The sequence below is a fragment of the Sphingobacterium sp. 1.A.4 genome (genome assembly GCF_002734245.1).
Taxonomy (GTDB): domain Bacteria; phylum Bacteroidota; class Bacteroidia; order Sphingobacteriales; family Sphingobacteriaceae; genus Sphingobacterium; species Sphingobacterium tenebrionis.
In genome coordinates, this window is record NZ_PEAZ01000041.1 from 74697 (window position 1) to 88012 (window position 13316).

Below are 13316 nucleotides of genomic sequence, written 5' to 3' on the forward strand. Positions count from 1 at the left end.
CGAATCCAGACCATTTGTATATGTTTGCTCTGCCGGTCCTCAGTCCAACATCGCTACCTATCAACGATTAATCTTCTTCTTTAGAAGCTAATAATTGATCGTATTCTTCACGAGAACCAACAATGATATTGCTGTACTGACGTAAACCTGTACCTGAAGGGATCAAGTGACCAACAATTACGTTTTCTTTCAATCCTAATAGGTTATCACGTTTACCTGCGATTGCTGCTTCGTTCAATACTTTGGTAGTTTCCTGGAAGGAAGCTGCAGAGATGAACGATTTCGTACCTAATGAAGCACGGGTAATACCTTGCAACAATGGACTTGAAGTCGCTGGGATAGCATCACGAACCTCTACCAATTTCATGTCTTGACGTTTCAAGCTGGAGTTTTCCTCACGAAGCTTACGCATAGCCACGATCTGTCCTGGACGTAATGTTTTGGAATCGCCCGCATCAACAACAACTTTCTTGTCGTATAATGAATCGTTCTCTTCCATGAAATCCCATTTGTTCACCGCTTCTTTTTCTAAGAAACGTGTATCTCCTGGATCCTCGATATTCACTTTCTGCATCATTTGGTGAACGATGGTTTCGAAGTGTTTATCGTTGATTTTTACCCCTTGAAGGCGGTAAACCTCTTGGATACCATTTACGATATATTCTTGTACTGCTGAAGGGCCTTTTATCGATAAGATATCTGAAGGAGAGATCTGACCGTCTGACAATGGCATACCAGCTTTGATAAAGTCATTATCCTGTACCAAGATGTGTTTAGAAAGAGGTACTAAGTACTTCTTCACTTGGCCATCACGAGACTCGATAGAGATCTCACGGTTACCACGTTTAACACCACCTAATGATACAACACCATCGATTTCAGTTACAACCGCAGGGTTTGAAGGATTACGAGCCTCGAACAACTCCGTTACACGAGGAAGACCACCCGTAATATCTCGGGTCTTACCTGTAGAACGAGGGATCTTAACCAATACCGCACCTTCTTTCACTTTCTGACCATCAGATACAGAAACGTGAGCTCCTACTGGAATGTTATATGAACGGATGATTTCGCCTTTATTATCCAATACCTTAATGGTAGGGTTTTTCGTCTTATCACGCGTTTCGATGATCACTTTCTCTTTGTGGCCAGTCTGCTCATCAGACTCTTCACGGAAAGTAATACCTTCGATGATCGCATCAAATTCTACCTTACCCGCAAATTCGGAGATAATTACCGCATTATATGGATCCCAGTCAACTAACTTAGCTCCTTTTTCTACTTTCTCTCCTTCTTTAACGAATAAGTTCGAACCGTAAGGGATGATCTGTTGGTAAAGAACTTTTTTCTCGTCATTTACTACTTTGATCTCACCAGAACGACCTAATACGACTTGGTATGGACCATCTTCGCCTTCTTTCTCCACCGTACGAACATTTTCGAATTCGATTTTACCATCGTATTTCGCGATGATCGAAGACTCTGCCGCAATGTTGGATGCCGTACCACCGACGTGGAACGTACGAAGTGTTAACTGCGTACCTGGCTCACCAATGGATTGTGCTGCGATTACACCGACAGCCTCACCCAATTGAACACGCTTACCAGATGCTAAGTTACGTCCGTAACAACAAGCACAAACTCCGCGTTTAGACTCACAGGTCAATACCGAACGAATCTCCACACCTTCGATACCAGCGTTTTCAATTGCTTCCGCAATCTCTTCCGTGATATCTTCGTTTGCCGCTACGATTACTTCCTCTGTCTCCGGATGTACCACATCATTCAATGGCGTACGTCCTAAGATACGGTCGTAAAGTGGTTCAACGATATCATCGTTGTCTTTCAATGCTGTTGTATAGATACCACGTAAACCGTTACAATCTTGTTCAACAACAATCATATCTTGAGCTACGTCATGTAAACGACGAGTTAAGTAACCCGCATCCGCCGTTTTCAACGCCGTATCCGCAAGACCTTTACGCGCACCGTGGGTAGAGATAAAGTACTCTAATACGGATAATCCTTCTTTAAAGTTCGATAAAATCGGGTTCTCGATAATCTCACCACCTGAAGTACCAGACTTCTGAGGTTTCGCCATCAACCCACGCATACCACATAACTGACGAATCTGCTCCTTAGAACCACGAGCTCCAGAATCCAACATCATGTAAACAGAGTTGAAACCTTGGTTATCGTTCGAAAGGATATCCATTACGTGTGCAGTCAATCGGTTATTGATACGTGTCCAGATATCGATGATTTGGTTGTAACGCTCGTTGTTGGTAATGAAACCCATGTTATAGTTGTTCATTACTTCTTCTACTTCGTTGGTAGCTTGAGCGATCAAATCAGCTTTTGCAGCCGGGATGTTCAAATCTTGCAAGTTGAAGGACAATCCTCCTTTAAATGCTGTTTGGAATCCTAGCTCTTTCATATCATCCAAGAATTTCGCTGCGCGAGCCATACCGGTGTTCTTAACGATCTCACCGATAACATTACGCAAAGATTTCTTGGTCAACAATTCATTGATATAACCTACTTCTTCCGGAACGATCTGGTTAAAGATCACACGACCTACCGTAGTTTCAATGATTGCTTGTTTGAATTCACCTTCTTTGGTTTTGATTTGTGTCTTAACCTTGATGAATGAGTGAAGATCCAACTGTCCTTCGTTCAAAGCAATGATTACTTCTTCAGCAGAATAGAAGGTACTTCCCTCCCCTTTCATCTTACGGCTATCATCTGTTTTACGGCCTTTGGTAATGTAATAAAGACCCAATACCATGTCTTGAGATGGCACTGTAACAGGAGAACCGTTTGCCGGGTTAAGAATGTTGTGTGCTGCCAACATCAAGATTTGGGCTTCCAAAATTGCAGCATTACCTAAAGGTAAGTGAACTGCCATCTGGTCACCGTCGAAATCGGCGTTGAACGCTGTACACACTAATGGGTGCAATTGGATCGCTTTACCTTCTACCAAAGTAGGTTGGAAAGCCTGAATACCCAAACGGTGAAGCGTAGGAGCACGGTTTAATAATACAGGATGTCCTTTTAGAACATTCTCTAAGATATCCCATACTACCGGATCTTTACGATCAACGATTTTCTTAGCAGATTTTACGGTCTTCACAATTCCTCTTTCGATCATCTTACGGATGATGAATGGTTTGTAAAGTTCTGCTGCCATATCTTTTGGAAGACCACACTCGTGTAATTTCAAGTGAGGACCTACCACAATTACCGAACGAGCCGAGTAGTCAACACGTTTACCCAGTAAGTTCTGACGGAAACGTCCTTGCTTACCTTTAAGGATATCGGATAATGACTTCAACGCACGGTTACCTTCAGTTTTCACCGCATTTACTTTACGCGAGTTATCGAATAAAGAGTCAACGGCTTCTTGAAGCATACGTTTCTCGTTACGTAAGATTACTTCTGGAGCTTTGATCTCGATCAAACGTTTCAAACGGTTGTTACGGATAATCACACGACGGTATAAGTCGTTCAAATCCGAAGTCGCGAAACGACCACCATCCAAAGGCACAAGAGGACGCAATTCTGGTGGAATGATCGGAACGATCTTCACGATCATCCATTCCGGACGGTTCTCGATGTGATCATTGGCACCGCGGAAAGCTTCTACTACGTGAAGGCGTTTTAAAGCCTCGTTCTTACGTTGTTGAGAAGTTTCGTTAGCTGCTTGGTGACGAAGATCGTATGATAATTGGTCAAGGTCTAGACGTTTCAATAAATCTTCTAGCGCCTCAGCACCCATTTTCGCTACGAATTTCTGAGGATCTGTATCGTCAAGGTATTGGTTTTCTTTTGGAAGGGTATCCAAAATATCCAAATATTCCTCTTCTGTCAAGAAATCCATGTAGGAGATACCATCATCTTCTTTGATACCTGCTTGAATAACCACATATCTTTCGTAGTAGATGATCATATCCAATTTCTTGGTAGGAAGACCTAATAAATAACCGATTTTGTTTGGCAAAGAACGGAAGTACCAGATATGCGCTACAGGAACCACCAAGTTGATGTGTCCCATACGCTCACGACGTACTTTCTTCTCTGTAACCTCCACCCCACAACGGTCACAAACGATACCTTTATAACGGATACGTTTGTATTTACCACAGTGACATTCGTAATCTTTTACAGGGCCAAAAATACGCTCACAGAATAATCCGTCGCGCTCTGGTTTGTAAGTACGATAGTTGATGGTTTCTGGTTTAGTAACCTCACCACTTGAACGCTCCAAAATAGTCTCTGGAGATGCCAAGCTGATCGTGATCGATGTAAAGTTACTTTTGATTTTATTATCTTTTTTGTAAGACATACTTAGTAAAAAGTTAAAGCTGTATGTGAAAGCTTAAGAAGGATTTGACCCCTTCTTAAGCTCAATTTTGCTTGATTAATCCAATGTGATATCTAAACCTAGACCGCGAAGCTCATGTACCAATACGTTGAACGATTCTGGTACCGATGGTGTTGGAAGGTTATTACCTTTAACGATCGCTTCGTAAGTTTTCGCACGACCCACAACATCATCTGATTTCACCGTTAAGATCTCTTGAAGGATGTTCGATGCACCGAATGCCTCTAATGCCCAAACCTCCATCTCACCAAAACGCTGACCACCGAACTGTGCCTTACCACCTAATGGTTGTTGAGTAATCAACGAGTATGGACCGATTGAACGTGCGTGCATTTTGTCATCTACCATGTGTCCTAATTTCAACATGTAGATTACACCCACTGTTGTAGGTTGGTCAAAACGCTCTCCAGTTAAACCGTTGTACAAATAGGTACGACCTGATTTCGGTAATCCTGCTTTCTCTACCCATTCTTCTACCTGGTCCATTTCAGCACCATCGAAGATCGGCGTAGCAAACTTAACCCCTAATTTCTGTCCTGCCCATCCTAAAACAGTTTCATAGATCTGTCCAAGGTTCATACGAGATGGTACCCCTAGTGGATTCAATACGATATCTACCGGTGTTCCATCTTCCAAGAATGGCATATCCTCATCACGAACGATACGTGCAACGATACCTTTGTTACCGTGACGACCAGCCATCTTATCCCCTACTTTAAGCTTACGTTTCTTAGCCACATAAACTTTAGCCATTTGAACAATTCCTGATGGAAGCTCATCACCCACAGAGATAGCGAATTTCTCACGTTTGAATGCACCTAACTCCTCATTAACTTTAATGCCGTAGTTATGTAATGCATACTTGATCATTTCGTTTTTATCATCATCCGTAGTCCATCCAGTTGGGTTTACATTGTTGTAATCCAAATCCTGAAGGATCTTTTGGGTGAATTTAGCACCTTTAGCAACCAAAAGCTCTTTGTAAACACTGTAGATCCCTTGAGAGGTCTTACCATTTACAATAGTGAACAATTTATCCACTAAACGGTCTTTTAATGCTCTGATGTTTTTATCGTGTGCAACTTCTAATTTCTCTAAAGCTTTACGCTCTACTTCTTTAGACATTTTCTTCGCACGGGAGAACAATTTCGTGTCGATAACAACCCCTTTGATGGATGGAGGAGTCTTCAAGGAAGCATCCTTCACATCGCCGGCTTTGTCACCAAAGATGGCACGTAATAATTTCTCTTCTGGTGAAGGATCAGATTCTCCTTTTGGAGTGATCTTACCGATCAAGATATCGCCTTCGCCAACTTCCGCACCGATACGGATAATACCGTTTTCGTCTAAGTCTTTCGTAGCTTCTTCAGATACGTTCGGGATATCAGCTGTTAATTCCTCTTCACCACGTTTGGTATCACGAACTTCCAGTTCGAATTCCTCAATGTGCAATGAAGTGAACAAATCCTGAGAAACAACGCGCTCAGAGATTACGATCGCATCCTCAAAGTTGTATCCTTGCCAAGGCATGAACGCTACTTTTAGGTTACGGCCCAATGCTAATTCACCGTCTTCTGTTGCATATCCCTCACACAATACCTGACCTTTAGATACCTCTTGTCCTTTGATGACGATCGGTTTCAAGTTGATACAAGTATTCTGGTTGGTTTTCTTGAATTTTGTTAATTTATAAACCTTAACATCCTCATCGAATGAAACCAATTTCTCGTTTTCATTACGGTTGTAGCGGATGTGGATTTCCTGTGCATCTACATATTCTACTACACCGTTTCCTTCAGCATTGATCAAGGTACGGGAATCTTTCGCTACGCGAGCTTCCAATCCTGTTCCTACAACCGGTGCTTGAGGACGTAATAAAGGCACGGCCTGGCGCTGCATGTTCGATCCCATCAATGCACGGTTGGCATCATCATGCTCCAAGAAAGGAATCAATGAAGCCGCAATAGAGGTGATCTGGTTAGGCGCAACGTCCATATAGTCTAATTTCTCAGGCTCGATAATCGGGAAGTCACCCTCATATCTTGCTTTTACTTTCGCATCCAAGAAATTACCTTTATCATCGTACAATGCGTTTGCTTGTGCGATTGTTTTATCATCTTCATCTTCTGCCGACAAGTAAACAACTGGCTGATCAACCACTACCTTACCGTCTTCAACTTTACGGTATGGTGTTTCGATAAATCCTAGGTTGTTGATCTTCGCGTGTACAGATAGTGAAGAGATCAAACCGATGTTCGGACCCTCAGGCGTTTCGATCGTACAAAGACGGCCGTAGTGCGTGTAGTGAACGTCACGAACCTCGAAACCTGCGCGCTCACGAGAAAGACCACCTGGACCTAACGCTGATAAACGACGCTTATGTGTAATCTCCGCCAATGGATTCGTTTGGTCCATGAACTGAGATAACTGGTTTGTTCCGAAGAATGAATTGATTACTGATGATAATGTACGTGCATTGATCAAATCAGTAGGTGTGAACACTTCGTTGTCACGGATGTTCATACGTTCGCGGATTGTACGCGCCATACGAGCAAGACCCACACCGAACTGCGCGTATAATTGCTCACCTACCGTACGTACGCGACGGTTTGATAAGTGGTCAATATCATCCACCTCAGCTTTGGAGTTGATCAGGTTGATCAAGTATTTAACGATCGCGATAATATCCTCGCGTGTCAATACTTTGGTATCTGAATCCGTTCCTAAGTTCAATTTACGGTTGATGCGGTATCTACCTACATCCCCTAAATCATAACGTTTATCAGAGAAGAACAAACGATCGATGATACCACGAGCAGTTTCCTCATCAGGTGGTTCAGCGTTACGTAATTGACGGTAGATGTGCTCCACAGCCTCTTTCTCTGAGTTCGAAGTATCCTTCTGTAAAGTATTATATATAATCGAATAGTCCGCATTGTTGGATTCGTCTTCTTTGGTCAGGATAATAGATTTTACCCCTGCATCGATGATCAAATCAATGTGGTCCTCTTCTAAAACTGTTTCACGTTCAAGGATGATTTCGTTACGGTCGATAGATACCACTTCACCGGTATCCTCATCTACGAAATCCTCTGTCCATTTGTTCAATACCCTAGCCGCTAAACGACGACCAACGTATTTCTTCAGACCCGTTTTACTAACCTTTACTTCGTCTGCAAGGTCGAATAATTCTAAGATATCCTTATCAGAATCGAAACCAATAGCACGTAATAAGGTAGTAACTGGGAATTTTTTCTTACGATCGATGTAAGCATACATCACGTTGTTCACGTCTGTTGCGAATTCGATCCAAGACCCTTTAAAAGGAATTACCCTAGCAGAATAAAGTTTAGTACCATTTGTGTGTCTACTTTGACCAAAGAACACACCAGGAGAACGGTGCAATTGAGAAACGATTACACGCTCGGCACCATTGATCACAAAGGTACCTTTTGGAGTCATGTAAGGGATAGTTCCTAAATATACATCTTGTACAATGGTTTCAAAATCTTCGTGTTCTTCATCATTACAAGATAACTTCAATTTTGCCTTCAAAGGTACGCTATACGTCAAACCACGTTCGATACACTCTTGGATATCATAGCGCGGTGGATCAATGAAATAATCCAAAAACTCTAGCACAAAGATGTTTCTTGAATCAGAAATAGGGAAGTTTTCGGCGAAAACCTTGTAAAGCCCTTCCTGATGGCGATCGTCGGAAGTAGTCTCTAATTGAAAAAACTCCTTGAAAGACTCCAATTGTACGTCCAAGAAATCCGGATAATCAATTACCTTCTTACTGGTCGCAAAATTTACTCTTTCTTGTTGCATATTATTGTTTGCCAAGGGAATAAGAATTTAGTTTAAAAAAACTGAGCTAACATAGCTGATGTTGTCTTCCAATCTGGCCTCAGCGAAAGCGCAGATTCATATCATTTATTATAAACAGGAATAGACTCTGATAGATTTCACTATCAGAGTCTAATTTTTTGGTGCTTTATGCGAGATTACTTAATCTCAACTACAGCTCCAGCTTCTTCTAGTTGTTTTTTCAAAGCTTCAGCTTCGTCTTTAGAAACACCAGCTTTTAATTCTTTAGGTGCACCGTCAACTAAGTCTTTTGCTTCTTTCAAACCTAAACCAGCTAAATCTTTAACTAATTTAACTACAGCTAATTTCTGACCACCAGCTTCTTTCAAGATAACGTCAAATGAAGTTTTCTCTTCAGCAGCAGCAGCGCCGTCTCCAGCAGGAGCAGCAGCAACAGCTACAGCAGCAGCAGCAGGCTCAATACCGTATTCGTCTTTTAAGATATCAGCTAATTCTTTAACTTCTTTTACTGTTAAGTTCACTAACTGTTCAGCAAGTTGTTTTAAATCTGCCATTTTATTTTGATTTTTTGAATGTACTTTTTTAAAAAATAATTGTTAATTAAAATGCAACGAGTTTTTGTGAGTAGGTCTCGTTAACCTCTTTCTTCTAAAGCTTTTACTAAGCCGGAAATTGTATTGCCGCCTGATTGAAGAGCAGAAATAACATTTTTCGCTGGTGATTGAAGTAAAGCAATAACGTCTGCGATAAGTTCCTCTTTAGATTTAAGGTTCACTAATGCATCAAGTTGGTTGTCGCCTACGAAAGCAGTCTCTTGAATATATGCTGCTTTCAATACAGGCTTGTCACCTTCTTTACGTAATTGTTTGATCAATTTCGCAGGAGCGTTGCCGGTTTCGGCAAACATCATTGTAGATGCTCCTTTTAATACGCCAAAGATCTCTTCTGAATCAACACCTGCTTCTAATAAGGCTTTCTTGATCAAGGTGTTTTTTACCACTTGAATCTCGATACCTTGCTCGAAACATTTGCGACGAATGCCATTCACCTTCTCAACAGTTAAATCTGCCGTATCCGTAATGTAGAAATTACCGTAAGATTTAATCTGCTCAGCCAAGGCTTGAACAATTTCATGTTTAAGTTCTTTTCTCATGATTAAATTCCTACTACTGATTTAGTTTCTACATGAATACCTGGACTCATGGTTGATGAAATGTGAATACTCTTGAAGTACGTTCCTTTAGCTGCAGATGGTTTCAAACGCGCTAACGTTTGTAATACCTCTAATGCGTTATCATAGATTTTATCTGCATCGAAAGACACTTTACCAACTGAAGTGTGGATGATACCTGTTTTGTCAACTTTGAAATCGATCTTACCACCTTTAACCTCTGTTACAGCTTTACCAACTTCGGTAGTTACTGTACCAGTTTTAGGGTTAGGCATCAAGTTTCTTGGACCTAAAATACGACCCAATTTACCTACTTTCGCCATAACACTAGGCATAGTGATGATGATGTCAACGTCAGTCCAACCACCTTCGATTTTGCTGATGTAGTCGTCAAGACCTACGTAGTCCGCACCTGCTGCTTTAGCTTCTTCTTCCTTATCAGGAGTACATAAAACTAAAACACGAACTGTCTTACCAGTTCCGTGAGGTAATGTTGCGATACCACGAACCATTTGATTTGCTTTACGAGGATCTACGCCCAAACGAACGTCGATATCCACTGAAGCATCAAACTTGGTATTGGTGATTTCTTTAACTAAAGCCGAAGCTTCTTTTAAAGTATACGCCTTACCAGCTTCAATTTTGGATAGTGCCGCTTTTTGATTTTTTGTTAATCTAGCCACTTTCTTAAACTGATTTCGTTAATTAATTTTTCCAAGGAGCATCTCCAGATACTGTGATACCCATACTACGCGCTGTACCGGCAACCATTCTCATAGCTGACTCTACGGTAAATGCATTCAAATCTGGCATTTTATCTTCAGCGATTTGCTTTACTTGATCCCAAGTAATGCTTGCCACCTTCTTACGGTTAGGCTCGCCTGATCCACTTTTCAATTTAGCTGCGTCTTTTAACTGAACCGCTACTGGTGGAGTCTTGATGATAAAATCAAAAGATTTGTCGGCATATACAGTGATTACAACAGGTAATACTTGACCTGGTTTGTCTTGCGTACGAGCGTTGAATTGCTTACAAAAATCCATGATGTTCACACCTTTAGCACCTAATGCAGGTCCTACTGGTGGAGATGGGTTTGCAGCACCGCCCTTCACTTGTAATTTTACTAACGCACTGACTTCTTTTGCCATTTTTTTTGTGATTTAATTTGTTAAATGTTTGTTAGTAAGTTGGAAGCAATAACGTAACATTTACTTTTTCTCGTTCGACCTTAAACCTAAGTTTTGCAATCAAACGAGGTGCAAAGATATATATAAATTCTTTAAGATGAAAATATTTTTTACTTTTTATTTGAGGCGATGGATTGCTATTTGTTATAGCAAGGAATTAAGATTAGCTTTGTATTTAAAATGATAGCAAGATGAATACAAATAATTCAAAGAAATCATCCTCTTTACGAATTGAGAGCATTCATTCTAATAAACCTAATGATAAGACTAAGAAAGCCATCGAGGAAACACTTTCTGTTTCTAAAAAACTCAAAGGTTTTACAAATATGGATGATCTATTTGCGAGCTTATCCAAATAATCATATCTCAATATATACAGATATTAAGTTTATAAAAAAAACAAAAAACCGATATTTCTCAATATCGGTTTTTTTTGATAGACATTATTGCTGTCTCTATATTATCTTCGATCCGGATTATTCCTTCTCCACTTGCATATAGTTCAATTCAAGAGGAGTCTTTCTTCCAAATACCTTAACCATTACGGTCAATTTCTTCTTATCCTCATGAACCTCTTCGATTTCACCGGTGAATCCATTGAATGGACCATCGCTTACTTTCACTGTTTCACCTACGTAGTAAGGAACGTTGATAGACTCGCCTTGCTCGGCCATCTCATCCACTTTACCTAGGATCCTGTTTACTTCTGCCGGACGCAAAGGGATCGCATTACCTGCTTTATCACCTAAAAATCCGATTACGCTATTTACGTTTTTGATCGCGTGCTCAATCTCTCCATCCAAAGCTGCTTCAATCAATACATATCCAGGGTAATAGTTACGCTCTTTCGCTACTTTTTTACCATCACGCATCTGATAGTATTTCTCCATAGGGATCAATACCTGCGTTACTAAATGCTGTATTCCTAAACGATTGATTTCTGCCTCAAGATATTGCTTTACCTTCTTCTCTTTCCCACTAACAGCACGAACTACGTACCATTTTAAACTTTGATCTGCCATAGTCTTCTTTCGAATTAGAAAAATTAAGAAGCTGTATTGTACAACAACTCCATAATGTTGCTCGATGCTTTATCCATTACGAAAATCAACAATGCGATGATAATGGAAGCAACAAGTACAATAATAGCATGACTCTGCAATTGTGACCAAGTCGGCCAAGTCACTTTCTCGGTGATCTCTGTATAAGAGTCCTTAAAAAAATCAAGTACTTTTGCCATTTAATTGTTTTCTAAGTTTATTAAGCACGGGCACAAGGATTCGAACCCTGATCGAAGGTTTTGGAGACCTCTATTCTACCATTGAACTATGCCCGTGTATTTTTTATGATGTTGCAAATATAGCGTTTAAACCGCATTACAACAAATATTATTTCAATTTTAATGGAGTTTATCGCAAGCTCCATTGTTAGAAAAAATAAGCTAATCAGCCTGAGCCAATTAGCTTATTTTTTATGTTGTAATCGACAGATTATGCTAAGATTTCAGTTACCTGACCAGCACCTACTGTACGACCACCCTCACGGATAGCGAAACGTAGACCTTTTTCCATCGCGATAGCGTTGATCAACTTCACAGTGATCGTAACGTTATCACCTGGCATAACCATCTCTGTACCTTCTTCTAAAGTGATCTCTCCAGTAACGTCTGTCGTACGGAAGTAGAATTGAGGACGGTATTTGTTGAAGAATGGAGTATGACGACCACCTTCAGCTTTTGATAATACGTAAACCTCAGCTTTGAAGTCTGTGTGAGGAGTTACTGAACCTGGTTTACAGATAACCATACCACGACGGATATCAGTTTTCTCAATACCACGTAACAATAAACCTACGTTATCACCTGCTTCACCGTAATCTAAGATCTTACGGAACATCTCAACACCTGTTACGGTAGATTTCAAGTTCTCAGCACCCATACCTAAGATTTCTACTGGATCTCCAGAGTTGATTACACCTCTTTCGATACGACCAGTTGCAACAGTACCACGACCAGTGATCGAGAATACGTCTTCGATAGGCATCAAGAAAGGAAGTTCAGTCAAACGTGGAGGGATTGGAATGTAGTTATCTACAGCGTCCATCAATTCCATGATTGAATCAACCCATTGCTCTTCACCGTTCAAAGCACCTAATGCAGAACCTTTGATTACAGGAACATCGTCACCTGGGAATTCGTAGAATGATAATAATTCACGAACTTCCATTTCAACTAAGTCTAATAACTCAGCGTCATCAACTAAGTCAACTTTGTTCAAGAATACTACTAACGCAGGAACACCTACCTGACGAGCCAATAGGATGTGCTCGCGAGTTTGAGGCATAGGACCATCTGTAGCAGCAACTACGATGATAGCACCATCCATCTGTGCAGCACCAGTTACCATGTTCTTCACGTAATCCGCGTGTCCAGGACAATCTACGTGTGCATAGTGACGGTTAGCTGTTTGGTATTCTACGTGTGCCGTGTTAATTGTAATACCACGCTCTTTTTCTTCAGGAGCAGAGTCAATTGAATCAAATGAACGAGCTTCTGAAAAACCTTTATCAGCTAATACTTTAGTGATAGCAGCTGTTGTAGTTGTTTTACCGTGGTCAACGTGACCGATAGTACCAATGTTTAAGTGCGGTTTACTACGGTCAAATTTCTCTTTTGCCATGTTTATGCGAATTAGTAATTATAAAATATTTCCTTTAATTATCTTACAAAGTTAATAAAACTTA

Annotated in this window: 9 protein-coding genes and 1 tRNA gene; all 10 read right to left on the bottom strand. The window is 40.7% G+C overall.

Annotated features, from left to right (window positions below):
• Window positions 1–67: 67 nt before the first annotated feature.
• Complete coding sequence (gene rpoC / locus CRJ00_RS05475) at window positions 68–4345, bottom strand: DNA-directed RNA polymerase subunit beta' (RefSeq protein ID WP_099365874.1); 4278 nt, start codon at window positions 4343–4345, stop codon at window positions 68–70.
• Between the two features lie 75 nt (window positions 4346–4420).
• Entirely contained in the window at window positions 4421–8215 is a 3795-nt protein-coding gene (gene rpoB / locus CRJ00_RS05480) for a DNA-directed RNA polymerase subunit beta (RefSeq protein ID WP_367575541.1), read from the bottom strand.
• Between the two features lie 176 nt (window positions 8216–8391).
• A complete protein-coding gene (gene rplL, locus CRJ00_RS05485) occupies window positions 8392–8769 on the bottom strand; it encodes a 50S ribosomal protein L7/L12 (RefSeq protein ID WP_099365876.1) in 378 nt (125 codons plus the stop codon).
• 80 nt (window positions 8770–8849) lie between these two features.
• Window positions 8850–9368 (bottom strand): 50S ribosomal protein L10, encoded by a 519-nt coding sequence (gene rplJ / locus CRJ00_RS05490; protein WP_099365877.1) that lies wholly within the window; start codon window positions 9366–9368, stop codon window positions 8850–8852.
• 2 nt (window positions 9369–9370) lie between these two features.
• Window positions 9371–10069: a 50S ribosomal protein L1 gene (gene rplA, locus CRJ00_RS05495; protein ID WP_099365878.1), complete on the bottom strand. Its 699-nt coding sequence runs from the start codon at window positions 10067–10069 to the stop codon at window positions 9371–9373.
• A 22-nt stretch (window positions 10070–10091) separates the two neighbouring features.
• Entirely contained in the window at window positions 10092–10535 is a 444-nt protein-coding gene (gene rplK / locus CRJ00_RS05500; RefSeq protein WP_099365879.1) for a 50S ribosomal protein L11, read from the bottom strand.
• Between the two features lie 515 nt (window positions 10536–11050).
• Complete coding sequence (nusG, locus tag CRJ00_RS05505; RefSeq protein WP_099365880.1) at window positions 11051–11596, bottom strand: transcription termination/antitermination protein NusG; 546 nt, start codon at window positions 11594–11596, stop codon at window positions 11051–11053.
• A gap of 23 nt (window positions 11597–11619) precedes the next feature.
• On the bottom strand, window positions 11620–11814 hold the full coding sequence (gene secE, locus CRJ00_RS05510) for a preprotein translocase subunit SecE (RefSeq protein WP_099365881.1): 195 nt from the start codon (window positions 11812–11814) through the stop codon (window positions 11620–11622).
• Window positions 11815–11839: 25 nt separating this feature from the next.
• A tRNA-Trp gene (locus tag CRJ00_RS05515) sits at window positions 11840–11910 on the bottom strand.
• 154 nt (window positions 11911–12064) lie between these two features.
• Window positions 12065–13252, bottom strand: a complete 1188-nt coding sequence (gene tuf / locus CRJ00_RS05520) for an elongation factor Tu (protein WP_099365882.1) — start codon at window positions 13250–13252, stop codon at window positions 12065–12067.
• Window positions 13253–13316 lie beyond the last annotated feature (64 nt).